At 57.2% G+C, this 24,503-nt stretch carries 26 protein-coding genes; 15 read left to right on the forward strand and 11 right to left on the reverse strand.

Features of this window, described 5'->3' with window-relative positions:
- Positions 1–40 precede the first annotated feature (40 nt).
- The 7 genes from DHN10_RS03720 to dapB form a co-directional block, all read right to left on the reverse strand.
- Positions 41–1,048, reverse strand: a complete 1,008-nt coding sequence (locus tag DHN10_RS03720; protein ID WP_108813936.1) for an oligopeptide/dipeptide ABC transporter ATP-binding protein — start codon at positions 1,046–1,048, stop codon at positions 41–43.
- A complete protein-coding gene (locus DHN10_RS03725; RefSeq protein WP_108813937.1) occupies positions 1,048–2,013 on the reverse strand; it encodes an oligopeptide/dipeptide ABC transporter ATP-binding protein in 966 nt (321 codons plus the stop codon). The genes DHN10_RS03720 and DHN10_RS03725 overlap by 1 nt, the downstream gene beginning before the upstream one ends.
- Before the next feature lie 2 nt (positions 2,014–2,015).
- Complete coding sequence (locus DHN10_RS03730; RefSeq protein WP_108813938.1) at positions 2,016–2,942, reverse strand: ABC transporter permease subunit; 927 nt, start codon at positions 2,940–2,942, stop codon at positions 2,016–2,018.
- Between the two features lie 13 nt (positions 2,943–2,955).
- Positions 2,956–3,879, reverse strand: a complete 924-nt coding sequence (oppB, locus tag DHN10_RS03735) for an oligopeptide ABC transporter permease OppB (protein ID WP_108813939.1) — start codon at positions 3,877–3,879, stop codon at positions 2,956–2,958.
- 70 nt (positions 3,880–3,949) lie between these two features.
- On the reverse strand, positions 3,950–5,584 hold the full coding sequence (locus DHN10_RS03740) for a peptide ABC transporter substrate-binding protein (RefSeq protein WP_108813940.1): 1,635 nt from the start codon (positions 5,582–5,584) through the stop codon (positions 3,950–3,952).
- 277 nt (positions 5,585–5,861) lie between these two features.
- Positions 5,862–6,224: a dihydrodipicolinate reductase gene (locus DHN10_RS03745; protein ID WP_108814484.1), complete on the reverse strand. Its 363-nt coding sequence runs from the start codon at positions 6,222–6,224 to the stop codon at positions 5,862–5,864.
- Positions 6,225–6,305: 81 nt separating this feature from the next.
- Positions 6,306–7,115: a 4-hydroxy-tetrahydrodipicolinate reductase gene (dapB, locus tag DHN10_RS03750; protein WP_108813941.1), complete on the reverse strand. Its 810-nt coding sequence runs from the start codon at positions 7,113–7,115 to the stop codon at positions 6,306–6,308.
- 98 nt (positions 7,116–7,213) lie between these two features.
- Between dapB and rbfA the strand changes: the two genes are divergently transcribed.
- Both rbfA and DHN10_RS03760 read left to right on the forward strand, forming a co-directional pair.
- A complete protein-coding gene (gene rbfA, locus DHN10_RS03755; RefSeq protein ID WP_108814485.1) occupies positions 7,214–7,609 on the forward strand; it encodes a 30S ribosome-binding factor RbfA in 396 nt (131 codons plus the stop codon).
- Positions 7,609–8,325 carry a phosphodiester glycosidase family protein gene (locus tag DHN10_RS03760; protein ID WP_108813942.1) on the forward strand — a complete coding sequence of 239 codons (717 nt, stop codon included), beginning with the start codon at positions 7,609–7,611 and terminating at the stop codon, positions 8,323–8,325. Before rbfA ends, DHN10_RS03760 begins: the two co-directional genes overlap by 1 nt.
- Positions 8,326–8,347: 22 nt before the next feature.
- Here DHN10_RS03760 and DHN10_RS03765 read toward each other — a convergent pair whose 3' ends face one another.
- Positions 8,348–8,752 (reverse strand): NUDIX hydrolase, encoded by a 405-nt coding sequence (locus DHN10_RS03765; RefSeq protein ID WP_108813943.1) that lies wholly within the window; start codon positions 8,750–8,752, stop codon positions 8,348–8,350.
- Entirely contained in the window at positions 8,749–9,387 is a 639-nt protein-coding gene (locus DHN10_RS03770; protein ID WP_234416992.1) for a GDSL-type esterase/lipase family protein, read from the reverse strand. The genes DHN10_RS03765 and DHN10_RS03770 overlap by 4 nt, the downstream gene beginning before the upstream one ends.
- Positions 9,388–9,495: 108 nt before the next feature.
- On the opposite strand from DHN10_RS03770, the gene DHN10_RS03775 reads away from it, so the two are divergent.
- From DHN10_RS03775 to DHN10_RS03805, 7 genes are all read left to right on the forward strand, one after another.
- Positions 9,496–10,407, forward strand: a complete 912-nt coding sequence (locus DHN10_RS03775; protein WP_108813944.1) for a thioredoxin family protein — start codon at positions 9,496–9,498, stop codon at positions 10,405–10,407.
- Between the two features lie 27 nt (positions 10,408–10,434).
- Complete coding sequence (locus DHN10_RS03780; protein ID WP_108813945.1) at positions 10,435–11,076, forward strand: LON peptidase substrate-binding domain-containing protein; 642 nt, start codon at positions 10,435–10,437, stop codon at positions 11,074–11,076.
- Complete coding sequence (locus tag DHN10_RS03785; protein ID WP_108813946.1) at positions 11,073–11,252, forward strand: Trm112 family protein; 180 nt, start codon at positions 11,073–11,075, stop codon at positions 11,250–11,252. Before DHN10_RS03780 ends, DHN10_RS03785 begins: the two co-directional genes overlap by 4 nt.
- Positions 11,253–11,489: 237 nt before the next feature.
- On the forward strand, positions 11,490–11,873 hold the full coding sequence (locus tag DHN10_RS03790) for a hypothetical protein (RefSeq protein ID WP_108813947.1): 384 nt from the start codon (positions 11,490–11,492) through the stop codon (positions 11,871–11,873).
- Positions 11,842–12,348, forward strand: a complete 507-nt coding sequence (locus tag DHN10_RS03795) for a hypothetical protein (protein WP_159086905.1) — start codon at positions 11,842–11,844, stop codon at positions 12,346–12,348. Before DHN10_RS03790 ends, DHN10_RS03795 begins: the two co-directional genes overlap by 32 nt.
- Before the next feature lie 32 nt (positions 12,349–12,380).
- Entirely contained in the window at positions 12,381–12,911 is a 531-nt protein-coding gene (locus DHN10_RS03800; RefSeq protein ID WP_108813949.1) for a hypothetical protein, read from the forward strand.
- A gap of 20 nt (positions 12,912–12,931) precedes the next feature.
- Positions 12,932–13,318: a nuclear transport factor 2 family protein gene (locus DHN10_RS03805; protein WP_108813950.1), complete on the forward strand. Its 387-nt coding sequence runs from the start codon at positions 12,932–12,934 to the stop codon at positions 13,316–13,318.
- Between the two features lie 5 nt (positions 13,319–13,323).
- Here DHN10_RS03805 and DHN10_RS03810 read toward each other — a convergent pair whose 3' ends face one another.
- Complete coding sequence (locus DHN10_RS03810; protein WP_108813951.1) at positions 13,324–14,571, reverse strand: UbiH/UbiF/VisC/COQ6 family ubiquinone biosynthesis hydroxylase; 1,248 nt, start codon at positions 14,569–14,571, stop codon at positions 13,324–13,326.
- A 42-nt stretch (positions 14,572–14,613) separates the two neighbouring features.
- On the opposite strand from DHN10_RS03810, the gene DHN10_RS03815 reads away from it, so the two are divergent.
- The 6 genes from DHN10_RS03815 to DHN10_RS03840 all read left to right on the forward strand — a co-directional run bounded on the left by DHN10_RS03815 (position 14,614) and on the right by DHN10_RS03840 (position 24,120).
- Positions 14,614–15,942 (forward strand): amidase, encoded by a 1,329-nt coding sequence (locus tag DHN10_RS03815; protein ID WP_108814487.1) that lies wholly within the window; start codon positions 14,614–14,616, stop codon positions 15,940–15,942.
- Positions 15,943–16,127: 185 nt separating this feature from the next.
- Complete coding sequence (locus DHN10_RS20240; protein ID WP_159086906.1) at positions 16,128–16,595, forward strand: DUF3885 domain-containing protein; 468 nt, start codon at positions 16,128–16,130, stop codon at positions 16,593–16,595.
- A 102-nt stretch (positions 16,596–16,697) separates the two neighbouring features.
- Positions 16,698–17,897, forward strand: a complete 1,200-nt coding sequence (locus DHN10_RS03825) for an aminotransferase class I/II-fold pyridoxal phosphate-dependent enzyme (protein ID WP_234416995.1) — start codon at positions 16,698–16,700, stop codon at positions 17,895–17,897.
- 11 nt (positions 17,898–17,908) lie between these two features.
- Positions 17,909–20,794 carry a DNA translocase FtsK gene (locus tag DHN10_RS03830; protein WP_108813953.1) on the forward strand — a complete coding sequence of 962 codons (2,886 nt, stop codon included), beginning with the start codon at positions 17,909–17,911 and terminating at the stop codon, positions 20,792–20,794.
- 60 nt (positions 20,795–20,854) lie between these two features.
- On the forward strand, positions 20,855–22,060 hold the full coding sequence (locus tag DHN10_RS03835) for an MFS transporter (protein WP_108813954.1): 1,206 nt from the start codon (positions 20,855–20,857) through the stop codon (positions 22,058–22,060).
- Positions 22,061–22,161: 101 nt separating this feature from the next.
- Positions 22,162–24,120, forward strand: a complete 1,959-nt coding sequence (locus DHN10_RS03840) for a bifunctional 2',3'-cyclic-nucleotide 2'-phosphodiesterase/3'-nucleotidase (protein WP_108813955.1) — start codon at positions 22,162–22,164, stop codon at positions 24,118–24,120.
- Between the two features lie 167 nt (positions 24,121–24,287).
- On the opposite strand, the gene rpsU is transcribed toward DHN10_RS03840, so the two are convergent.
- Positions 24,288–24,494, reverse strand: a complete 207-nt coding sequence (rpsU, locus tag DHN10_RS03845) for a 30S ribosomal protein S21 (protein ID WP_008231221.1) — start codon at positions 24,492–24,494, stop codon at positions 24,288–24,290.
- Between the last annotated feature and the right edge of the window lie 9 nt (positions 24,495–24,503).

Below are 24,503 nucleotides of genomic sequence, written 5' to 3' on the forward strand. Positions count from 1 at the left end.
GCTTTCGGTCCCCATCAAGTGAACCAAAAATGTGCTGGCCTCATCCGTTGACCGCCAGCACCTCTTCGGCTTCGTGGAAGGGGCAGGCAACCAGATGGTTGCCGCCGATATCCTCCAACGCGGGCTTTGTTTCGGCACAAGAGACCTGCGCTTTGGGACAACGCGTGCGAAACACGCAGCCGCTTGGTGGTGCAAGTGGCGAGGGTAATTCACCTTCCAGAATAGGGCGCGGTCGGGCCCGTTCCAGCACAGGATCAGGGATCGGCACCGAGGCGATCAGCGCCTGACTATAGGGATGCTCTGGCGCGGTGGTCAGTTTACGACTGTCCGCCGTTTCCATCACGCGCCCCAGATACAGCACCAGAGTGCGGTCGCTGATATGCTTTACCACGCTTAAATCATGGGCGATGAAGATCATCGAAAGCCCCATGTCGCGCTGCAATTCCATCAACAGATTGATGACCTGTGCCTGCACTGACACGTCTAGCGCCGAGACCGGTTCGTCGCAGATAATCAGCTTTGGTTTCAGGATCAGCGCACGGGCGATCCCGATCCGCTGGCATTGTCCGCCCGAGAATTCATGCGGGTAGCGGTTGATCAGGTTGGGCAGCAGGCCGACCCGTTCCATCAGCTCGCGCACGCGTTTCTTGACCTCGTCGCGCGGCGTGTTTGGTTCATGGGTGATCAGCGGCTCGGCGATAATCTCGCCCACGGTCATGCGCGGGTTCAGCGCTGCCAGCGGATCCTGAAAGATCATCTGCACGTCGCGGCGATGCACCCGGCGCTGCTTGGGGTCCATGTTCGCCAGATCATGCCCTTCGAACATGATATTCCCGTCGGATGATGGGATCGTCCCAACGATGGCACGGGCGAGTGTCGATTTCCCCGACCCTGATTCCCCAACGATGCCAAGGCATTCACCGGGTTTGAGATCGAATGACACTTCGGACACGGCATGCAGCTTGCGCGGCGGTGTCCAAGGCCATGATCCCGGTTTTCGCACGTCAAAGGTGACAGACAGATTACGGACAGAAAGAAGCGACTCCATTACGCGACCTCCTTCACGGGTAGATGGCAGGCGCGGCGCCGTCCCGGCGTCACCTCAAGCGATGGACGCTCGGCCCGGCAATTGTCCAGAACCTGCGCGCAGCGCGGCGAGAATGGACAGCCAGCAGGCAAGCGTGACATGTCCGGTGGTTCACCTGCGATCGTGGCCAATTCGGCGGTTTCCTTGTCCAAACGCGGCACGGCTTTCAGCAATCCGCTAGTGTATGGGTGCGATGGATCAGAGAAGATATCGTCGGTGGGACCTTCCTCCATGATCTGCCCGCCATACATGACCAGCGTGCGGTCACAGAAGCCCGCCACGATTCCAAGGTCGTGGGTGATCAGAATGATTGCAGTGCCAAAGTCCTGCCGGATATCGCCCAAGAGCTGCATGATCTGGGCTTGCACGGTCACGTCCAGCGCTGTCGTTGGTTCATCCGCGATCAGCAGGCGAGGCTGACACAGCAGCGACATCGCAATCATGATCCGTTGGCGCATGCCGCCGGAGAACTCATGCGGGAACATGGTGATACGCGCACGGGCATCAGGAATGCGGACCGCATCCAGCATGCGTACGGCCTCAGTCACCGCCGCTGATTTGCTAAGGCCTTGGTGCAGCATCAGCACCTCGGCCATCTGATCGCTCACCCGCAGGTAAGGGTTCAGCGATGTCATGGGATCCTGAAAGATCATCGCCATATCTTTGCTGCGGATTTTGTTCAGCTGACGGGTATTCATCGCCAGCAGATCTTGCCCGTCAAACCGGGCCTGCCCTGTGGCCTGCCCGTTCTTGGCTAAAAGCCCCATCGCAGCAAAGGCAGTCTGGCTTTTGCCCGACCCGCTTTCACCCACAATCGCGAGGGTTTCACCCTTGTCGATATTCAGGCTGAGCCCGTTTACGGCATGTACATCGCCATCGGCGGTGGTGAAAGTGACCCGCAGGTCTTCGATTTCCAGAAGGCTCATATTCAGCGGTCCTTAGGGTCGAGTGCATCGCGCAAACCGTCGCCGACAAAGAAGAAGGCGAAGATGGTGACGACAAAGAAAAACAACGGATAGGCGATCTGCCAGTAATAGCCGAACTGCATGGTGCGCGATCCTTCGTTGATCAAGGCACCCAGTGATGTGGCAGGTTCTTGTACACCGAGGCCCAGAAAGCTGATGAAACTTTCAAAGATGATCATGTTGGGGACCAGCAAGGTGGCATAGACGATCACGATTCCCAGCAGGTTGGGTACGATATGGCGTAGGATGATTTTGACGGGGTGCACGCCAGTGGCGACAGCGACCTCGACAAATTCCTTGTTCTTGATGGTCAGCGTCTGACCCCGCGCGATCCGGGCCATATCCAGCCATGAGATCAGCCCGATCCCCAAGAAAAGCATGAAGATAGAGCGCCCAAAGATGACCAGCATCAAGATCAGCACGAACATGAAGGGAATCGACATGAGCACATCCACGATGCGCATCATCAGCCCGTCAACGCGGCCGCCATAGTATCCAGCCGTAGCACCATAAAGCGTGCCGACAATCACCGCGACCAAAGCACCGACGACACCCACCATCAGTGAGATGCCAGTGCCCTGCACGGTTCGCGCAAACAGGTCGCGCCCGTTGCTGTCAGTACCAAAGTAGTGCCCGGTCTCAACAGATGGCACACCCTTGTAGGCGTTGCTGCCGATCAGGCTGAAATCGACAAAGTCGTTCTCGTACTGTGCGAAGACCCCACCAAAAAGGGCAAACCCTGCGACCATAATCAGCATGATCAGGGAAATAACCGCGGCCTTGTTGCGGAAAAACCGGGTGCGGGCATCGGCCCAAAGCGACCGGCCTTTGACTTCGGCCAGTTCCATCGCGTCGCCGACACCTTCGACGGCAGCTCTGTTGGGAAACATTTGTCAGCCCCCTTTAATAGCGGATCTTGGGGTCAATCCAGGCGTAAAGGATATCGACCACAAGGTTGAAAAGGATCGTCAGGGTGCCCACCAGAATGGTGATCCCCATGATGACGGAATAATCGCGGTTGAAGGCAGAGTTCACAAAGAACTGCCCAATGCCACCTGTAGAAAAGAACACATCGATGATCACCGACCCGGTGATCATGCCCACAAATGCTGGCCCCAGATAGGACAGCACCGGCAGGATGGTCGGTTTCATCGCGTGCCGCCAGATGACGCGGCGCATCGGTAGGCCTTTGGCTTGGGCGGTGCGGATGAAGTTGGTGTTGAGAACTTCCAGCATTGACGAGCGCGTGATCCGCGCAATCGACGCCATGTAAGATGTGGAAAGGGCAATCACCGGCATGATCAGGTAATTCCACTGCCCGCCTTCCCAGCCACCTCCGGGCAACCAGCCTAGCCAAAGCGTGAAGACCAGCAACAGGATTGGGGCCATCACGAAATTTGGCAGAACCTGCGCGCCGATGGAAATGCCAACAGCGAGGTAGTCGAGCCATGTGTTTTGCTTGATCGCCGCTGCAACACCGAGTGAAACACCAACGGTGACGGCCACGACAAATGACCAGAACCCGTAGGTGAGTGTCACAGGGAAGCCTTGTGCGATCACGTCATTGACGGTGCGATCCTTGTATTGGAACGACGGTCCGAAATCGAATTGGGTTACCACGCCGACGACGTAGTTCACGATCTGTTTCCAGAACGGCTGATCCAGTCCGTATTTGGCCTCAATATTGGCCAACACCTCGGGCGGCAAAGGGCGTTCAGAATTGAACGGGCCACCTGGTGCGGAATACATCAGTACGAACGATAGGACGACCAGTATCAAAAGGGTCGGAATGGCCACAGCAAGGCGGCGGGCAACAAAGCTCAGCATGGGTCAGGTATCCAGACAGAATGGGAAAACCGCGCCCCGTTGTGGGGGCGCGGTCTATCACGTGGTGTGATTACTCGGCGATCTTAAAGAGATCTTTGGAGTACCATTGCTGTTGGAAGTTCTCGAAGGGCCAACCTTCGAGGTTCTCTGCGTACATGTAGACAGAGGCGTAGTGGTAGATCGGAATGATCGGCGTGTCTTGCGCGATGAATTCCTCTACACGGTCATAGTTGGCCTGCGCGTTGTCGGACGTCTTGGCTTCTTCCAGCAGCGCATCAACTTCCGAGTTGACGTACTTGCTGTCGTTATAGCCGGACTCGGACTGCATCAGGTCAAGGAAGGTGGACGCTTCGTTATAGTCCGCACACCAACCCCCGCGGGCAACTTCGTAGTCGCCGTTTGAACGGGCCTCGAGGAATGTTTGCCATTCCTGATTGGCCAGCACTGTTTCAACACCCAGTGTCTGCTTCCACATCTGGCTGACAGCCACCGCCACGGATTTGTGACTTTCGGATGTGTTGTAGACCAAATCGATCTCAAGCGGGTTGTCGGCACCGTAACCGGCCTCTGCCATCAGCTCAGCGGCCATGGCGTTTCGATCTTCCTGCGTCATCGTCGCCATCGGGATATCTGGCGTTTCAAAACCAGCAGTCGCCCAGTGGGTGAACGTATAAGCGGCCTTCTGACCACCGGCGAGGACGTTTTCCACGATGATATCGCGGTCAATCGCAAGGCTCAGGGCTTTACGCACGTTAGGGTCTTGCACATCTTCGGACGCAGCATCGCGCAGGTTGAACATATAGTAGTAAGAACATGCTTCCGGCACGGACACGGCTTGATCAGGGAATTCCTCGGACAGACGCGGGAACTGGCCGGCTGGCACGTGGGTGCGATCCAACTCGCCCGCCAGATAGCGTGTCAGGGCTACGTTTTCATCGCTGATGACCAGCGATGTGACCTCTTCGAGGATCGTATTTTCGTTGTCCCAGTACATTTCGTTGCGCGCCCGGACGAGCTTTTCCTGCGGCACATGCTCGGTCAGCATATAAGCGCCGTTGGACACCATGTTGCCCGGCTTGGTCCAGTCAGAGCCGAACTCATCCACGGTCGCCTGATGCACTGGGAAAGTGGTAAAATGGGTCAGCATTAGCGGGAAGTAAGGCAGTGGCTGTGTCAGACGCACTTCCAATGTGGTGTCGTCGATTGCAGTCACACCCAGATCAGCAGGCATGACATCGCCCGAGATAACTTCAGACGCGTTTTCCAACGCCATGATTTCGATGAACCATGAATAAGGGGATGCAAGTTCGGGAGACGCGGCCCTCTTCCATGCATATTCAAAATCACCGGCAGTGACAGTGTCGCCGTTGGACCACTTTGCATCATTACGCAGGGTGAACGTGTAAACTAGATTGTCATCGCTGACTGTGTGGCTCAGCGCGACACCGGGGGCAAGGTTACCAGCAGGGTCTTGGTTATAAAGACCTTCAAACAGGTCACGCAGGATGTCGCCACCGGCGCTGTCTTCTGCAAGACCCGGATCAATCGACGGGCTTTCGTCGAGATCGCGGTAAACGAATGTCTGATCAGAGGCGAGCGGCTCGCCTGTTTCTGGATGTGTGGCATGGGCGTCAGCAAAAACGGCGCCTGTGCCTGCGATGAGCAAGGCCGCGGTGCTGGCCAGAAGTTTGGTTCTCAATGTCATTAAAGATCTCCCTGTTGTTGTGTCTCTGAAGGACACAATCAGTGGCTAATTTGCGCGATTGCTGCGCAGGTAGAGATATCTTTTGCTGTCAGAGGGGGAATGGCAAGCTGATTTCCGGCAGGATCCTATGACAAGCTACTTCGGCGGGTTTTGGCCCGCTGTCGTGCAAAATGGTGATCAAATCTGCGGTGCAGATGGAATTTTCTGACTGCGGCCGGGCGCAATGCCATCGGGCGCAGGGCGTTCTGCGGCTTGTTCAGCGCGTCTTTCTGTCGGTCTAGCGCAGTCTGAAAAAGGCTGAGTCGCCCGCGCCACGGTCCACAGTAAAACGCAACCGCTCGTTGCCTTGTGCTTCGACAAGCTGGCAGTTGTAGGGGATAGGATCACCGCCCCAACTCATCTCGCGGCAAAAAAACCCGTCTTCCCATGACCATGTACCCGCGATGTCCCAACCCACGGCAGAACCGTCGATTTGGCCATTTTCACGCACGTTTAATCGCACGCCATAGAAGAAGTTGCGCAGCTCTTTGCCTTGGATCAGTGAAACGAATGTCTGTTCGTCTTTCACAGGAGCATAGCCGTCAGCCGCCGCAGGGGCTGCCACACCAATAAGCGCCAGAGATAGAATCGCGTGTTTCATCATGCACCTCTTTTTTGAAAGGACATGGTTGTTACGCACGAAAACCGTAACTGGTTCACTCGAACCAGAATGGATCAGAGGTTATAGGCCGAGCACATCCAGCATATCGTATTCTCCGGGGGATTTGTCTTGCCCCCAAAGAGCGGCCTTGAGCGCGCCCCGCGCAAAGATCGCCCGATCCGTGGCCAGATGCCGCAGCACGATCCGTTCGCCTGCTGCGGCGAACATGACATCATGTTCGCCCACGATGTCGCCACCGCGAATGGCACTGAACCCGATGTCTCCTTTCTTGCGCGCACCTGTGATCCCATCGCGCCCGCTGTCACTGACATCCTTGAGCGATACACCGCGCCCTTCAGCGGCGGCCTCGCCCAGCATCAAGGCTGTGCCCGATGGCGCGTCGACCTTTTGGTTGTGGTGCGCCTCGATGATCTCAATATCAAAATCATCGTCCAGAGCCGCTGCGACCTTGCGCGTCAGTTGCACCAGCAGATTGACGCCCAATGACATATTGCCCGCGCGCACGATTACCGCATGTCGAGCGGCAACATTGATCGCTTTAAGGTCGTCATCCGACAACCCAGTGGTACCGATCACATGCACCGCACGCGCTTGTGCGGCCAGGCCCGCAAAACCAACGGTCGCAGCGGGTGAAGTGAAATCGATGACCGCCTGTGCCTTGGCAAACACCTCAACCGCGTCGTCAGTGACTGTTACACCGACCGGCGCGCCACCTGTTGCGATGCCCACGTCCTGCCCGACCCAAGCATGGCCCTCACGCTCTAACACCCCCACAAGGCGGCATTTGTCAGAGGCCAGAACCGTCTGCGTCAGCATCTGGCCCATTCTGCCCGATGCCCCAGTGATCACGATGCCGGGTAAGTCTGTCATGGTCTTGTCCTTCAATCCTTCGTCCCGTCTTAGCGGCGGATGGCCCGCTGTGCAAAGCCTAGCTTGGCAACCGGCCCAACAGCCCTTAAATGAGCGTTATGGCAAAGAGCATGAACAGAGATGGCAAAGCCCCAACCCAGCGGATGCTGCGGGTGGGCGAAATGATCCGGCGGACCTTATCAGAGGTGCTGCAACGCGGTGACGTGCATGATGATGATCTGGCGCGCATGTCCATTACCGTAGGTGAGGTGCGGATGACGCCTGACCTTGGTATTGCAACGGCCTTTGTCCTGCCTTTGGGCGGGCAACACAAAGAAGAGGCTTTGGACCTGCTGCGTCGCAATACACGCGAGATCCGGCATTTGGTTGTCAAAGGCGGGTCGATGAAATTCGCGCCTGAGCTGCGGTTTGAGATCGACGGCACCTTTGATCAGATGGATGCCACCCGCGCCCTGCTGGACGAGGATCATGTGCGGCAGGATCTGGACGACTGATGCGCTGGGCCTTGTTGGCATTGCTGTTCTGGGCAGCGCCCGCTGCGGCGGTGACCTGCGAGGATGTCGATTATCTGAACAGAAGCTATACCACCTGCACGGTGGATGTGACCACCGAGGCGCTGCGCTTGTTTCACAAAGACGCTGAGGGCAATGTAATCGGCAGCTTCAGTGCGTTGGAAGATTTGCCTGATGTCACGAAGCTGGCTTTTGCGATGAATGCAGGCATGTACCACGATGATCGCTCGCCTGTGGGTCACTACGTCGAAGACGGGGTGGAAACGATGCGGGTAATTACCAATGCGGGCCCGGGAAACTTTGGCCTGTTGCCCAATGGGGTCTTTTGTATCTCCGAGGGGCATGCGCAGGTCTATGAAACCTTGCAATATGTAGAGGCGGCGCCCGCTTGTCGCGACGCCACCCAGTCAGGTCCGATGCTGGTGATTGATGGCGAGTTGCATCCACGTTTCCTGGAAGACAGCACATCGCGATTTGTCCGCAATGGCGTTGGCACCACCGCCGATGGAAGCGACGCCGTGTTCGTTATCTCGAATGACCCGGTGTCATTTCACGCATTTGGCAGCTTCTTTCGCGACTATCTGGCGTTGCCCAATGCGCTTTATTTTGATGGCAAAGTATCACGGCTTTATGCTCGCGACATGAATCGCAGCGATTTTGGCTTTCAGCTTGGGCCGATGGTCGCTGTGACCGAATAGGGTTGGTGGGTCGAGACCCACCTTACGCATCCAGCGCGTCGATCACGGTTTGCAGGTTCGGGCTTTGGTGCAACCCAGCGACATCCTGCGGCAAGAACCACCCAGCATCCATCGCATCATCTGCGGCCACAGGCGTGCCGGATCGGTATCGGCACTGCACAGCAGCCAAAAGATAGTGAAACCGGATCTTCCCCTGTCCGTCCCGCGTGATCACATCGATGTTTGTCAGATAGCGTTCTGCCGTGCCGATCACTCCAGTTTCTTCGTGTAATTCGCGCTCTGCTGCGGAAAGCGCCGTTTCGCCCAATTCCACATGGCCGCCGGGAAACCCCCAGGTTCCAGCGTTTGGTGCTTTGGCGCGTTTGACCAGAAGCAAGCGCCCTTCGTGCCGGACCACCGCGATGGCACCCAATGTGGGGCGGGTCATAGGGAGGCGACCTTGGCCGCGACCGCATGGCCGAGCGTCACGTGATCTTGAGCCTCAAAATGCAGCCCATCCAGCGTGCTTACGCCAATGTGGTCTCCTGCATTCATCCATGCGATGCCCCAATGATCGGCAAGCGTACCAATCAGGGCGGGCAGTTCTTCGGATTTGGCCGCGGCGCCCATCAGGGTCTCGCGGTAGGTGCCTTGTTCCAGTACCGGCGGAGGCGCAATCAGCAGAATGTCGAAACCCTTGTGCCGCGTTTGATAGGGCTCTGACCGGGCAAGGGCCACAAGACCTGCCAAACCCCCGCAAATCTGCGTGGGCGTTGCTGCGTGATGAGTTTGCAGATCGTTGGTGCCCAGCATGATCACCAGCAAATCAATGGGTCCGTTGCCTTCAAGGGCAATCCGCAATCCGACAACCCCATCCATATGCGCTCCCATTACAGGGTCCGGGCGACAGGTTGTGCGTCCGGGCAGTCCTGCCTCGACCACCTGCCAATCTTTGCCCAACTTGGCCCCCATCACACAAGGCCAGCGTGTGTCAGGCCCATAGCGCCGGTTCTCGCCCCGTGCCTTTGCTGGGGGTGTGCCATAGGTGTTGCTGTCGCCGAACGCGAGGATGGTTTTAATCATGCCCACACGCTAGGAGGGCCGCTGCCAATGGTAAAGCGGGTTTGCCCCTTGGCCTTGGCCCGTATTGCGCACATATAGAGGGCAACTAGTGGATAAAGGAGACAGAGCATGCTGGAACTGGATGCAAACCCAAGCGCCCCTGCTGATCTGATCAAGGACGGCACAGACGCAAGTTTCGCAGCGGATGTGATCGAAGCGTCCCAGAGTGTGCCCGTCATCGTGGATTTCTGGGCGCAATGGTGTGGCCCTTGCAAAACGCTTGGCCCTGCGATTGAAGCTGCGGTGACCAATGCCAAAGGCCGGGTCAAATTGGTCAAGATCGATGTGGATGCCAATCAGGCCTATGCGGGCCAGTTGCAGGTGCAATCGATTCCGACTGTTTATGCATTCTATCAGGGCCGTCCTGTTGATGGTTTCCAAGGTGCGTTGCCGCCCTCTGAGATCAACGCCTTTGTCGAAAAAGTTGCAGCCTTGGCCGGTGAACCAGAAGAAGACGGGCTGAGTGCCGCGATAGAGGCCGCTGAGCAGATGTTAGAGGAAGGAGCCGCAGCAGATGCAGCAGAGACCTTTGCCGCCATCCTGCAAGAAGAACCCAATAATGCTGCCGCATACGCCGGGTTGGTCCGATCCTACATTGCCTTGGGCGATCTGGATCAGGCCGAGGCCGTGTTGAACGGCGCACCGGCCGAGATTTCCACCGATCCGCTGCTTGAAGCGGTGCATGCCCAAATCACCCTTGCCAAAGAGGCGGCAAATGCCGGTCCCGTGGCAGATTTGCAGGCAGCGGTCGATGCGGCCCCGGATGATCATCAGGCTCGCTTTGATCTGGCAACGGCCTTGCACGGCAATGGTGACGTGGAGAGTGCGGTCAACGAATTGCTTGAATTGTTCCGCCGCGACCGAGAGTGGAACGACGGTGCTGCCAAGGCCCAGCTGTTTACGATCTTTGACGCCAGCGATGCCAAAGACCCTATTGTTTTGAACGGAAGGCGGAAATTGTCGTCGATGATATTTGCCTGAGGACGGCTTTGGTCTACTTTTGTCAATATGATATCTTCGACTGACCTGCCGGACGTCGTTCCGGTGTTCCCGTTACCCGGTGCGCTGTTGTTGCCAAGGGCCCGTTTGCCGCTGCATTTGTTTGAGCCGCGCTATCTGGCGATGTTGGATGATGTGCTCAAAACCTCCAATCGTTTGATTGGCATGGTGCAGCCTTATGAGGGCCCCGACGGGGCAGGCAAACTGCATAGCATTGGTTGCGCCGGCAAGGTCACAGCGTTTTCCGAGACCGAAGACGGGCGCTATATGATTACCCTTTCTGGGGCGTCGCGCTTTCGGATTGCTGAAGAGGTCGAAGGGTTCACCCCCTATCGCCGCTGCAAGGTCAGTTGGGACGGTTTTGATCGCGATCTTGGCCCGGTTGAAAAGGATGGGCATTTTGACCGACCTGCTTTCATGGATGCGTTGGGCCGCTATTTGACGGAACATGGCCTTTCCACCGATTGGGAAAGCCTGGGCGAGGCAGAGGATGAGCTGTTGATCAACTCTCTTTCGATGCTGTGCCCGTTTGAACCCGAGGACAAACAAGCCCTGCTCGAAGCCCCGTCCTTGACTACCCGCCGTGAAACCCTCACCACCCTGATCGAGTTCGCCTTGCGGGGTGGATCAGGTGAAGAGGTAATGCAATGAGCGAGACTCTGTTTGATCCCAAGATGCTTGAGGCATTGGTGTGTCCGATGACTCAGGGCACTCTGGACTATGATGCAGGAAATCAGGAGCTGGTCAGCCGTGCAGGCAAGCTGGCGTTTCCGATCCGCAACGGCATCCCAGTGATGCTGGTCGATGAGGCGCGCAAGCTAGACTAGTGCGTTTCAGCAGTTTTTCGATGAAATCGATGGCCATTGATCGGCTGGGGTGTTCCCGCAGCGCGCACAAAATGCGTTGTGAAAGCGCGATCTCGTGCTAGGTTCGGGATTATTTTGTAGCACTTTTTGAGAACCTGAACCCTTTGACGCTGCCTGAAATTCAGGAATTTCAATGCGTTAGGCTGCCTATGTATCAGCAGGTCGCCCAAGAAGTGCCTTTGACGATGGGGGATAGAATTGGCCAACGGTGACGTGGACAAGGTATTTGGTGCAACGCTGACCGACATGGTGGCGGATATCGGCAAGAGTGTCGCGCAGGCCGCCGAACAGCTGAGCTTGGATCAGTTGAAAGCGCTTGAGAACTATCCTCAGGAACTGCGCGATCTGGGCATTCCGCCGGTTTTCTACCACATGCAGGATGTCGATGTAGAGCTTAAGGTCGTGATGGAGATGAGCTCTTCGATGGAGGAAGGAAAGCGCGGCGCAATTGCGGCCTTCTTTCTTGGGCCAAAGCTGACCCAGACTGATACGGTGGATACGACCAGTGCGTCGACGATGCGTATGCGCTTTGCGCCGGGTCCGGTTGCCGATGGACAAACAGATGGGGCATCCGATGGTTGAGAAGGAACAAAGCGGACCAATTGACGTTCGGGTGACAGAACTGCCCGAGGCATTCACGAGCCTTCTGCAATCGCTGGCGGACCGTCTGACGGCGATGGAAGCGCGCGAGGTGAAGTTGCTGGAGATGATTTCAGAGCTTCAAAGCCGGGTCGATGATCTGGAGGACGCTGGAACAGGCGACATGCTGCTTGGTGCCGGTGGGCCGGTGGTGAACCCGATGGCCACTGACCCCGATACCAAATCCGTGGATGCCGGAACATTTGCGCAGGCGCTTGGCGAACAGATCCTTGCGGGGTCGGATGAAAGCAGCGACTTCACCATCGACAATGTCACGGTCGAGGCCGTGGGCGGGCTTGGTCAGGATGGCACGCGCGCGCAAATCACCACCAATGCCAAGCAGCAGGCCGTCAGTCAGAACGCATCCAAGATCACATTCTCGGTCAGGCGACGCACACCAACACAGATTATCGAATAGGACCTAGAGATATCAGGAAAGGGATTTAAGCCATGAGTATTGGGCAAGAACTACTGAACGTACCATTTGGGGAAATGGTGCAGAAACTGGCGCTTTCGGTTGCCGAAGGGCAGACAGAGTTGGACCGCCATTCGACGGAAGTCGCCAAATACATGGCGGATCAGAAAATCAAGCTACCCGATCTGTCCAACCCCGAAGGTGCAACAAAGGAATTCAGTTTGGTCGCCATGGGGTTCCTGCCTGCATTCTATGCCGTCCAAGAAGCCGAGATCGAAGTGAAAATGGCAATCTCGATGAGCAAGCAGACCGAAAAGGCGGGCAGTGCTTCGGTCAAAGGTGGCTGGGGGCCTGTAGCCGCGCAGGTCAACGCCAGCTATTCGTCGCGCTATGCATATAGCCAAGAAGGCGCCAGCCGCCTGACCATCAAGCTCGCCCCTGCCGACCCACCCGTCATCTTGCAAAAATACATGGAAGCCGTGACAGCGGCGATGCTGGCCAAGAACCCGGTGCTGCCGGATGATTCATCGCAGGACGACAAGACGCGCAAGCAGCGCGATACCTGACGGCATCAGGCGCATCTAACATGAAGAGCGAACGAGGCGACGAAGACACGCTGCTCGCGGCGCTTACGCGATGTGAGACTGATGTATGGGACGCCCTTGTTATCGGGAACATGCGCGCAGATGATGCGGCTTTGGATGACGGTTTTCTGGGGGTCTACTCTGACGGGTTTGCCGGGAAAGCCGACCATGTTCAGCAGCTTGCCGACGGCCCAACAATCCAGTCATTTCAGCTTTTCGATTTGCGCGTCTTGGCCTTAGGCCCAGATCATGCGGTGTTGTCATATCGCGCAGCGTATCTGCGTGTGCATCACTCTGAACCTGAGGCAATGTACGTCAGTTCCATCTGGCGGCGCAAAGGGCAGGGCTGGATCAATGTCTTTAGTCAGGACACGCCCGCCCTGGGGTGATGGGGCTATCCCCGCATTAATCGCGGCAAGTCCCCTGACAGCCCTGCTGCTTCGCGGATAAATCCGCGCCGCAGTCCCGGTGCTGCATTGACCAGCCCCATGCCAATATCACGTGCGGCTCGCAGCAGCGGGTTGTCGTTTGAAAACAGCTTGTTGAACGTATCCGTGGCCAACGCCAACGTTGTTGTGTCGAACCGTCGCCATTGTTGATAGCGCGCGAGTGTCTGCAAACTGCCGATATCTTCGCCGCGCCCACGCGCCTGTTCCAGTACATCCGCCAAGGCCGCGACATCGCGCAGACCCGCGTTCAGCCCTTGCCCCGCAATCGGATGCACCCCATGTGCCGCGTCGCCAACCAAGGCAACCCGGTCCGCCACAAAGCTGTTGGCCAGGGTCAGCCCAAGCGAATAGCTGAATCTTGCGCCTGTCAGGCTGATTTCGCCCAGAAAACTGCCAAAGGCGGGGCGTAGGGCGTCAAGGAAATCGGCGGCACTCATCGAGATCAGCTCGGCGGCGCGTGCGTCTGCTTCGCTCCATACAATAGAACTGCGGTTTTTGGTCAGCGGCAGAATGGCTAGCGGGCCATCGGGCATAAAGAACTGATGCGCGATCCCGCCATGTGGCTTTTCATGTTCGACGGCACATACGACGGCCGTTTGCCCGTAGCCCCAGCCGGTGCGTTTGATTCCTGCGCGCGTGGCGGTGCCGCTTTTGCGCCCGTCTGATCCTACCAGCAGCGTTCCGTTCAACTTCTGTCCCGACGCCAATGTGACCGTGACGCCAGCCTGATCCACCTGTTGCGCCACGACGGTTTCGCTTGCCAAATGTGTAATCAGCGGGGCGTCTGCCATCGCATCCAGAAAGGCGCGCCGCAGGTGCCGGTCTTCGACCATATAGCCCATGGGTCCTTCTTCGATCTCGGTATGATCAAAGTGCATCATCCAAGGGGACGGTCCTTCGCCAGAACGGCCATCTGTGACCTTGATCTCCAACATCGGCTGCGCATGTTTAGCGATGCCATCCCAGATGCCGATCCCGCGCAATAATCGCATGGAGGCATGGGCGAGAGCGTAACTGCGCCCGTCAAAATCCACGCGTTTGCGGGTGTCGAGCGCCAGGCTATCGACAATCGTCACCGAAAAACCTGCCTGCGCTGCCGCCAGTGCCAAGGCTGGCCCGTTTAGCCCGCCGCCTACGATGATCAGATCCGTTTTCATGTGCTGCAATATGCGCGCCCAGCCGGGATTGTCCATGTGCCACATGGCCGCTACCGTCGCCCCGAACAGGAGAGTGACATGCAAGACTGGCGATGGATGACCGCAGCAGACCTTGGGCGCGGGATTGGGGCAGGTGATATTGATCCCGTAGCGCTGACAGAGGTCTATCTGGAAGCCATCGACTCCCATGAACATCGCGACCGGATCTATGCCCGCGTGACCCACGATCGCGCGCGGGCCGAGGCGAAAGCGGCATCAGAACGTGTGCAATCGGGCATGCGCCGAGGCTTGCTGGATGGCGTGCCGGTGTCGTGGAAGGATTTGTTCGACACAGTCGGGATTGGCACCGAAGCAGGCACCAAACTAATGGAAGGACGCGTGCCGGACGAAGACGCTGCCGTTCTCAAGGCTGCAACTGCCGCCGGATTGGTCTGTCTGGGCAAAACCCACATGTCAGAGATTGCGTTTTCCGGTTTGGGGTTAAACCCGATTACGGCCACACCTCCGTGTGTGAATGATCATGATGCAGTGCCGGGGGGGTCTTCATCAGGGGCGGGGGCCTCGGTTGCGTTTGGATTGGCGGCGGCAGGTATTGGTTCTGATACCGGCGGCTCTGTGCGTATACCCTCGGCTTGGAATGATCTGGTGGGCCTGAAAACGACGCATGGGCGGCTATCGCTGGACGGTGTTGTGCCGTTGTGCTTGACCTTTGATACGGTTGGTCCGCTGTGCCGTTCGGTTGAGGATGCTAATCTGCTCTTGGCTGTATTGGAGGGGGGCAAACCTGCTGATCTGACCGGCGGCAGCCTTGAAGGCGCGCGCTTGATGGTTCTCGACACGATCGCGCCAGACGATGTGCGTGATGCGCCCCGCGCTGCATTTGAAGGTGCCGTGGCACGTTTGCAGGCCGCCGGCGCGCAGGTCGAACATCGCTATTTTGCGCAACTCCTTGATGCGTTCAATGTGGCTGGCAATCTTTATGCCGCCGACAGTTATGGCTGGTGGCGTGATCTGGTCGAGGCGCAACCAGAAAAGATGTTCCCGCAAATATTGGAACGTGTGCGCGGTGGGCAGACAGTGAGCGGGCCAGATTATTGCGCTGGCTGGAATATGCTGCGTGACATCCGCAAACAGTACCACGCCGAGACAGCGCAGTTCGACGCGGTGATCATGCCGTCGGCCCCAATCATGCCGCCCAATGCAGAGCGTTTGCTGAACGATGATGACTACTACAAATCCGAGAATCTGCTGGCGCTTCGGAACACGCGGGTGGCGAACCTGATGGATGTGTGCTCGATCACATTGCCGACGGGGGTGCCGTCATGCGGGATTGTGCTGAATGGGCAGAATGGGACCGAGGAGGCGCTGTTGCGGGTGGCAGCTGCGGTGGAGCGGGTTTTAGGGTAGGACCAGAGAACACATATGGCCAGCAATATTATTCAGCAGTTCAAAAGCGCGTTCACTTGCAACGAATTTCCGCACGCGATGTTTTATGAGTTCGAGATCGGTCTCCGCTTCGCATTGGGGGGGAGGATGTACCGACCTCTCGTCCACTTAAGCGCTTCATCCAAGCATTTGAACGAGCAGATACTGTGTCGTCAGAACTGTTTGAGAAATCCAAGTCTATCTGGATGCTGTCAGCATCCTATGGTGGTGAACCACCCAAGAAGAAGCGCCTTAAGCCTTTCGAGCTTTGCGAGATTGAAGGCGCTTCATTCAAATACCTTGGAGCCATCCCGCAACAGGATGAAGACCACATTGAGGCGTTTGGTTCCGATGTTTTTCGCCATTGGGACGCAGTTGAGCTGGATTGCCATAGGAAAATTCGCGAGATTTTGTGGCTTGCCTTGGGGGCTGAACTTGGAATCAAGCCGCGGGTCAATGCGGGTATCTACATCGTAGACTTTGATAGAAGTATCGCGCTCCACCCATATGATGACCGTGGGATGGACGTTGTTGCGATGGACAAGAAGCATCTCAGTGATTTGTATCAGCTCCATGGGTCATGGCTCTTGGATCACGATATGTCTTCTTTGCGCGCTGTTTTCGAATCGGGCTAAACATCCCCTAACTGACCGAAAAGCCACAAAAACCACCTGACTCGCCCCTTCTTCTGGACACGACCGCTCCTGCCGCGCTAGTTTGGAAAAAAGTCGGGCGAAATGATCCGGCGTATTGAGGCAGATATGGTATTTCCTGAGCGGTTTTCGGACCTCCCAGCAGCAACGTGGCCGCGCTTGCGCGCGCTCTTGGACGTGCCGACACAGGCGTCCGAGACTATCAATATGACCATTGGCGAGCCGCGCCATGCGTTTCCAGCGTTCGTGGGTGACATCATCGCGGACAACCTTGCCGGATTTGGCAAGTACCCTGACAATTATGGCGTTCCACCGCTTTTGGATGCCATTGGCGGGTTTCTTAAGCGCCGTTACAATCTGGACATTCCTGCCGCACAAATCCTGGCGCTGAACGGCACCCGCGAGGGGCTTTACAACGCCGCGATGGCGCTTTGCCCGGAAGAGAAGAATGGCAAACCTGTCATTCTGACCCCAAATCCGTTTTATCAGGTCTATGCTGTGGCCGCCTTGTCGGTCGGTGCCGAGGCGATTTATGTGCCCGCGACCAAAGCCACAGGGCATCTGCCTGACTTCCATGCTTTGCCAACTGATACGCTGGATCGCACCGCCATCGCCTATATCTGTTCGCCCGCAAATCCGCAGGGTGCCGTAGCCGATGAAACCTATTGGCGCGCGTTGATCGCATTGGCAGAGAAGCATGATTTCATCATCTTTGCCGATGAATGCTATTCCGAGATTTTTCGCGACACACCGCCGCCCGGTGCGTTGCAGATCGCCCATGACATGGGTGCTGATCCAGAACGGGTCCTGATTTTCCATTCGCTGTCCAAACGGTCAAACCTGCCCGGTTTGCGGTCCGGGTTTTGCGCCGGTGGGCCCAAGGCCATCGCCCGCATCCGCCTGCTTCGTGCTTTTGCTGGTGCGCCGCTGCCAGAGCCCTTGCAGGCCGTCGCCGCCGCTGCGTGGAGCGACGAGACCCATGTGGAAGAGAACCGCGCGCTTTATCATCGCAAGTATGAGATCGCGGACGACATTCTGGGCCATATCAATGGCTACCAATCCCCGCAGGCGGGGTTCTTTTTGTGGCTTCCGACGGATGACGGCGAAACATCGGCTGTCAAACTTTGGCAAGAGACAGGCGTGCGGGTGCTGCCCGGTGCCTACCTGAGCCGCGACACAAACGGGGGCAACCCCGGCAAGAAATACATTCGGGTCGCCATGGTGGCCCCAACACAAGAAATGCAGCGCGGTCTCACCCTGATCCGCGACTGTTTGTATAGTTGAGGAACGGCAGCATGGCTTCTTATCAGACACGGCGGCGCGACCCGCTTTTGGATAGCACCACGCAGGCGGCGATTGAAAAACGCAGCAAAGAGCTGTTGGGCCTTGGTCTGGTCCTGTTGGGCCTGCTGATTGGCGCGATGGTGGCCAGTTATTCGCCCACTGATCCAAGCTGGATTTCCGCCACCGACGCCCCGGTGCAAAATTGGCTGGGTCATTTTGGTGCTTCGGTTGCCGCCCCGTTGATGATGATCATCGGTCTTGGCATTTGGGTCGTGCCGGTGGTGCTGATCACGTGGGGCGTGCGCTTTGTCATGCATCACGGGCAGGAACGTGCAGTTGGACGTTTGATTTTCGCTCCTGTGGCTATTGTCGTGGCGTCCGTTCATGCCGCCACATTGACCCCGGCCATAGATTGGCCCGCCAACTTTGGTGTGGGTGGTTTGTTTGGGGACACTGTTCTGGGTGTGATCCTGACCATTGTGCCTTTTGGCGCGATCTTTGGCGTGAAACTGCTGTCACTATTGACCGGTATCGCGCTGATTGCGCTGATGGCTTTCGTGCTGGGCTTTACCAAGCCAGAGCTAAAGACCGCTGGCCGCTTTACGTTTCTAGGCACTGTCATGCTGTATGCGATGATCCTGCGCGTTTTGGGCAAGAGCGCTGAATTCTCGGCCATGGCGGCTCAGGGCGTGTCCGCCAATGTGCAGGCCCGCCGCGCGCAAATGCATGAAACCCATGAGGCGCGGACCCAAGAACCTGCTTTGTCTGCCCCGTTTGCGATGCCAGAGCCTCTGACATCCGCGCGCACCCGTGCGGCGGCTGTTGTGCGCTCCAACCCTGCAATGCCCACCGCTGAACCACCACTCACTGCCCCCGCGATCCCTGCAGCGCCACCACTTGCCGCATCTGCCCGTACCACAGCAGAGCCGGACGCTCCGCAGGGTGGGTTCCTCTCAGGCCTGCTGAAACGCAATGACGCGATGCCCGAGCCAGAGCTGGTGACGCCGGAACCCGTCGATGTTGCCCTACCCGACGCGGGCAGCGGCGATCGCGTCAGCGCGCGGATTGCCGACGCCATCAAGAACCGCACGCCCGCACCGTCGCCTACCGGCGTGCGGATTGAACCAGCCTTGACCGCGGGTCGCGGCCCTGCACCGTTGGTGTTTGAACCGCTCGAAGAAGACACCTCGGACGAGGAAGAACTGCTGGAAATCCCGGTAGAAGCCCCCCGCATGGCAGCGCCGCATATGCCGATCCCAGAGGTCACCGTGCCAACGGCAGAGCCGCGTAGCGTGGTCCAGCACCCGCCCAAGCGTGCGCCGCAGCCATCCAAACAGGCCAAGGCCGAAGCGCAGCCTGCGCTGAAGTTTGAAGATAAATATGCCTCATACGAGCACCCGCCTTTGGGTTTGCTGATGAATCCGATAGAAATCCAACGCCATCATCTGAGCGATGAAGCCTTGGAAGAAAACGCCCGCATGCTGGAAAGCGTGCTGGATGATTACGGCGTGAAGGGCGAGATTGTCTCGGTCCGCCCCGGTCCCGTTGTCACGATGTATGAGTTGGAACCAGCGCCCGGTTTGAAGGCCAGCCGCGTGATCGGCCTGTCTGATGACATCGCCCGTTCCATGTCAGCACTGTCAGCACGAGTATCCACCGTTCCGGGCCGCTCTGTTATTGGTATCGAATTGCCAAATGAGAACCGCGAAAAAGTTGTCCTGCGCGAGATCCTGTCCCATCGCGACTTTGGCGACGGTAACCAGAAACTGCCTTTGGCTTTGGGCAAGGACATCGGGGGTGAGCCGATCATCGCGAACCTTGCCAAGATGCCTCACCTGTTGATCGCAGGTACTACCGGTTCGGGTAAATCCGTGGCGATCAACACGATGATCCTGTCACTGCTATATAAGCTGACACCGGAAGAGTGCCGGATGATCATGATTGATCCCAAGATGCTGGAGCTCTCTGTTTATGACGGCATTCCGCATCTGCTGTCCCCCGTCGTGACCGATCCAAAGAAGGCGGTCGTCGCCCTGAAATGGGTCGTGGGCGAGATGGAAGAACGCTATCGTAAAATGTCCAAGATGGGCGTGCGCAATATTGACGGTTTCAACGGCCGGGTGAAGGATGCGCTTGCCATGGGTGAGATGTTCAGCCGGACGGTGCAGACCGGGTTTGATGATGAAACGGGCGATCCGATCTTTGAGACCGAAGAGTTCCAGCCAGAGGTTCTTCCATACATCGTGGTGATTGTGGATGAGATGGCCGACCTGATGATGGTGGCCGGCAAAGAAATCGAAGCCTGCATTCAGCGTTTGGCACAGATGGCGCGTGCTTCGGGCATTCACCTGATCATGGCGACACAGCGTCCATCGGTGGATGTGATTACCGGCACGATCAAGGCGAACTTCCCGACGCGGATTTCGTTCCAGGTCACGTCGAAAATCGATAGCCGCACGATCCTTGGTGAAATGGGAGCCGAGCAACTTCTGGGCATGGGTGACATGCTTTACATGGCTGGCGGTTCCAAAATCACCCGTGTGCATGGTCCGTTCGTGAGCGATGAGGAAGTTGAAGAAATCGTCAACCACCTCAAAGGGTTCGGACCACCTGAATATATGTCTGGCGTTGTCGAAGGCCCGCCTGACGGGGCTGAAAGCAGCATTGATCTGGTGTTGGGCCTTGGTGACGGCTCGGACAGTGAAAACGCGCTTTATGACACCGCCGTGGCGATTGTGATCAAGGATCGCAAATGCTCAACATCCTACATCCAGCGCAAGTTGGCGATTGGCTATAACAAAGCCGCACGTCTGGTAGAGCAGATGGAGGACGAAGGCGTGGTCAGCGGCGCCAATCACGTCGGCAAGCGCGAGATTTTGGTGCCGGAGCAGCATTAACTGTCAGCAGTGTTTCGATAGCGGGTTGATACCCACACCAAAGCGGTATCGATTGGCGGCATGAAGCTGACCGGCCCGTTCTTGTTTATCCTTGCGACATTGATGATCGATGCCATTGGCGTGGGCATCGTGTTCCCGATCATGCCCGATCTTATGGACCGGGTCGGTGCGTCCAGCACCGCGGAAGGTGCGTTCTGGGGTGGCATCATGATGTCGGCTTATGCCGCCGCGATGTTTCTTTTTGGGCCCATCGTGGGCAGCTTATCAGATGCCTATGGGCGCAGGCCCATTCTGATCGCGGCCTTGGTCACCCTGACGATTGATTATGTGATCATGGCGCTGGCGCAGACCTATTGGGTATTGTTGGTGGGCCGTGTTGTGGCGGGGATGGCGGGGGCCACATATATCACGGCCACAGCGTATATTGCGGATATTGCAAAGCCTGACCAACGCGGTGCGGCCTTTGGCATGATTGGTGCGGCATTCGGAATTGGTTTTGTGCTAGGCCCGGCATTGGGTGGGCTGGCGTCTGGCTGGCATATCACGGCGCCGTTCTGGATAGCGGCAGCCCTGTCGGCGGCGAATGTGGCCTTTGGCATTTTCATCTTACCCGAATCCCTCAAACCAGAGAACCGCCGCGCCTTTGGCAGGGGCGAATTGAACCCCTTTGCCACGATCCTGCGGGCCTTGCGCGTGCCCGGCCTTGCCATCCCGCTAATCTGCATCTTTGTGTTCGAATTTGCGAATATGGTCTATCCAACGCTCTGGGCGTTCTGGGGGCGCGAGGTTTTTGCCTGGGATGGGTTTACCATCGGGCTTACGCTGTCGGCCTATGGTGTCTTGATTGCCGTGGTACAGGCCGGTGTCCTGCCGCAACTGACGCGGCGGTTTGGCGATTACAACACACTGTTGTTTGCCATTGGGACGGCCATCATCGCGATGATCGGCTTTGGCTTTGCAGGAGCGATCTGGGCGATTATTGTCTTTCTGCCCTTGGCCGCACTATCCGATATGGCGCCGCCGCTGATGACAGCTTTTGCTGCCAATCGCGTGGGCGAGGATCAGCAAGGGTTGGTGCAGGGTGTCATTGCATCGCTGTCATCAGTCGCCGCGGTTGCGGCCCCCCTGATGCTGACCGGCGTGTTCGAGCGTTTCGTGAATGACGACGGATTATACCTGCCGGGAATGCCATTTCTGATCGGGGCGCTGCTTGTTGCGGCGATCGCGCCTTTGGTTCTACGAATGCGCCCGCAGGATACACCTTGATGGGTCAGTTTACGCTGATGGATCAGACACGAACGTCATAACCTTGTGACAAGAGGGTGTGAGGGACTACCCTGACAATATTCTGGATGGGGAGTCTTACTATGCAACTTACATTTAACCGACGTCATTTTCTTGCCGGGTCTGCTGGCCTGATCGCAATGCACCCGTTTTCGGTCAATGCCGCCACCGGTCAGGCGCATTTGCGTTTGATGGAAACCACCGACCTGCATGTGCATGTGTTTCCATACGACTACTACGCTGATCGGCCGGTCGACACTGTCGGCCTGTCCCGCACTGCCAGTCTGATCGAAGGCGTACGCGCGGAATCGACCAATTCGCTGTTGCTGGACAATGGTGATTTTCTGCAAGGCAACCCGATGGGCGATTACATTGCCTATGAGCGGGGCATGAAAGAGGGGGACATGCACCCCGTCATCACCGCGATGAATGCGCTGGGCTTTGACGCTTCAACACTTGGCAATCACGAGTTCAACTACGGCATTTCGTTTCTGATGAAATCTGTGTCAGGTGCTGCATTCCCGGTTGTCTCGGCCAATGTGGTTAAGGAAATGGGCGCGTCGCCGACCGCGGACACGACGCTTTTGCCGCCGTATGTGATTCTGGACCGCGAGATTATCGATGGCGATGGCGCCGCCATACCGATCAAGATCGGGCTGATTGGTTTTGTCCCGCCGCAGATCATGAACTGGGACCGCAAGCATCTAGAGGGCAACGTGCAGGCGCGCGATATCGTGGCCAGCGCGCGTGCCTATGTTCCGCAGATGAAGGAACAGGGCGCTGATATCATCGTTGCCATGTGCCACTCTGGCATTGGTGAAGCAAATGATAGCGACGGTATGGAAAACGCGGCTATCCCATTGGCTGCCGTGGATGGGATTGATGCGATTCTGACTGGGCACAGCCATCTGGTGTTCCCATCGTCCAACTATGATGACTGGGCAGGCGTTGATACCGCCGCAGGCACCATCGGCGGCAAACCCGGCGTTATGGGTGGCTTCTGGGGCAGCCATATGGGCCTTGTCGACTTGTTGTTGGAAAATGATGGCGGGCAGTGGCGCGTGTTATCGCACACCGCCGAAGCACGTCCGATTTCGCGCCGCGAAGAGGACCGCAGCATCACGCCATTGGTTGAAGATTTTGAGCCGGTTCTGGCCTCAATCGCCGACGTGCATGAAGAAACGCTGACCTATGTGCGCACCGCGGTAGGCAAGACGGATGCGGCATTGCACAGCTATTTCGCGCTGGTGGCGGATGATCCGTCGGTTCAGATCGTTTCAAACGCGCAGGTCTGGTATATTGCCGAACAGATGGTTGGCACTGAATATGAAGGCCTGCCGATCCTGTCAGCCGCAGCGCCGTTCAAGGCGGGCGGACGCGGTGGCCCAGAGTATTATACCGACGTGCCGGTTGGTGATGTGGCGATCAAGAATGTCGCGGATCTTTATCTTTATCCGAACACCGTGCGTGCCGTGAAAATCACTGGTGCAACGGTCAAGGACTGGCTGGAACGCTCTGCCGGTATGTTCAATCAAGTGGATGCAGGGGCCAGCGACGCTGTTTTGCTGAACCCTGATTTCCCCAGCTACAACTTTGATGTGATCGACGGGGTGACCTATCAGATTGATCTGTCGCAACCGTCAAGGTTTGACCGGGAAGGGGCCGTGATCAACGCAGATGCTAACCGCATCATCAATCTGCAATTCAACGGCGCACCGATTGATCCCGATCAGGAATTCATCGTGGCCACGAATAACTATCGCGCGTCTGGAGGCGGCAGCTTCCCCGGTGCCGATGGATCAACTGTGATCTTTGAGGGCCCCGACACCAACCGCGATGTCATTGTGCGTTATATCGTGGAGCAAGGCACTGTCAGCCCGCGTGCTGATGGGAACTGGTCATTCGCGCCACTGGCCGACACCACCGTGATCTTTGAAACGGGACCGGCGGGTGCGACCTATGCCGACGGTGTTCCGGGCGTGAATATCGAGGAAGCCGGGCAAAGCGACACCGGGTTCTCTCAGTTCCGCATCGGTCTCTAAACCAAACAAAAACCCCCGTCTGATCTCTCAGACGGGGGTTCTTTGATCGTAACGTCGAAGGGTCGCTTTTGGGCGTTTGTGGTTTGAGCTGAATCACAATTCGCTGTCTCTCCCTGACGGTCGAACGCGATTTGTGATGTTCTATCTCAAGTCAAACCCAAAACGCTTTACAGCAGACCTTCGCGCTGGAGCTTCTTACGTGCCAGCTTGCGCTGACGACGGATAGCTTCTGCTTTCTCGCGCGCTTTACGCACGGACGGCTTTTCGAAATGCTGCTTGAGCTTCATTTCACGAAAAACGCCCTCACGCTGGAGCTTCTTTTTCAGAGCACGCAACGCCTGATCGACGTTGTTATCACGAACACTAACCTGCATGTGGTTTAC

This window comes from Loktanella sp. Alg231-35, from assembly GCF_900143545.1.
Lineage (GTDB): Bacteria > Pseudomonadota > Alphaproteobacteria > Rhodobacterales > Rhodobacteraceae > Yoonia.

Coding starts and splice junctions, on each gene's coding strand:
- DHN10_RS03730 (WP_108813938.1), bottom strand. CDS start 2,942: ATGTTTCCCAACAGAGCTGCCGTCGAAGGTGTCGGCGACGCGATGGAA.
- DHN10_RS03770 (WP_234416992.1), bottom strand. CDS start 9,387: ATGATTAAAACCATCCTCGCGTTCGGCGACAGCAACACCTATGGCACA.
- DHN10_RS03760 (WP_108813942.1), top strand. CDS start 7,609: ATGCGCTGGGCCTTGTTGGCATTGCTGTTCTGGGCAGCGCCCGCTGCG.
- DHN10_RS03740 (WP_108813940.1), bottom strand. CDS start 5,584: ATGACATTGAGAACCAAACTTCTGGCCAGCACCGCGGCCTTGCTCATC.
- oppB (WP_108813939.1), bottom strand. CDS start 3,879: ATGCTGAGCTTTGTTGCCCGCCGCCTTGCTGTGGCCATTCCGACCCTT.
- DHN10_RS03825 (WP_234416995.1), top strand. CDS start 16,698: ATGATCCGGCGTATTGAGGCAGATATGGTATTTCCTGAGCGGTTTTCG.
- DHN10_RS03725 (WP_108813937.1), bottom strand. CDS start 2,013: ATGAGCCTTCTGGAAATCGAAGACCTGCGGGTCACTTTCACCACCGCC.
- DHN10_RS03765 (WP_108813943.1), bottom strand. CDS start 8,752: ATGACCCGCCCCACATTGGGTGCCATCGCGGTGGTCCGGCACGAAGGG.
- DHN10_RS03720 (WP_108813936.1), bottom strand. CDS start 1,048: ATGGAGTCGCTTCTTTCTGTCCGTAATCTGTCTGTCACCTTTGACGTG.
- rpsU (WP_008231221.1), bottom strand. CDS start 24,494: ATGCAGGTTAGTGTTCGTGATAACAACGTCGATCAGGCGTTGCGTGCT.
- rbfA (WP_108814485.1), top strand. CDS start 7,214: ATGGCAAAGAGCATGAACAGAGATGGCAAAGCCCCAACCCAGCGGATG.
- DHN10_RS03780 (WP_108813945.1), top strand. CDS start 10,435: ATGATATCTTCGACTGACCTGCCGGACGTCGTTCCGGTGTTCCCGTTA.
- DHN10_RS03815 (WP_108814487.1), top strand. CDS start 14,614: ATGCAAGACTGGCGATGGATGACCGCAGCAGACCTTGGGCGCGGGATT.
- dapB (WP_108813941.1), bottom strand. CDS start 7,115: ATGACAGACTTACCCGGCATCGTGATCACTGGGGCATCGGGCAGAATG.
- DHN10_RS03830 (WP_108813953.1), top strand. CDS start 17,909: ATGGCTTCTTATCAGACACGGCGGCGCGACCCGCTTTTGGATAGCACC.
- DHN10_RS03775 (WP_108813944.1), top strand. CDS start 9,496: ATGCTGGAACTGGATGCAAACCCAAGCGCCCCTGCTGATCTGATCAAG.
- DHN10_RS03835 (WP_108813954.1), top strand. CDS start 20,855: ATGAAGCTGACCGGCCCGTTCTTGTTTATCCTTGCGACATTGATGATC.
- DHN10_RS03840 (WP_108813955.1), top strand. CDS start 22,162: ATGCAACTTACATTTAACCGACGTCATTTTCTTGCCGGGTCTGCTGGC.
- DHN10_RS03785 (WP_108813946.1), top strand. CDS start 11,073: ATGAGCGAGACTCTGTTTGATCCCAAGATGCTTGAGGCATTGGTGTGT.
- DHN10_RS03810 (WP_108813951.1), bottom strand. CDS start 14,571: ATGGACAATCCCGGCTGGGCGCGCATATTGCAGCACATGAAAACGGAT.
- DHN10_RS03795 (WP_159086905.1), top strand. CDS start 11,842: ATGGACAAACAGATGGGGCATCCGATGGTTGAGAAGGAACAAAGCGGA.
- DHN10_RS03805 (WP_108813950.1), top strand. CDS start 12,932: ATGAAGAGCGAACGAGGCGACGAAGACACGCTGCTCGCGGCGCTTACG.
- DHN10_RS03800 (WP_108813949.1), top strand. CDS start 12,381: ATGAGTATTGGGCAAGAACTACTGAACGTACCATTTGGGGAAATGGTG.
- DHN10_RS03745 (WP_108814484.1), bottom strand. CDS start 6,224: ATGAAACACGCGATTCTATCTCTGGCGCTTATTGGTGTGGCAGCCCCT.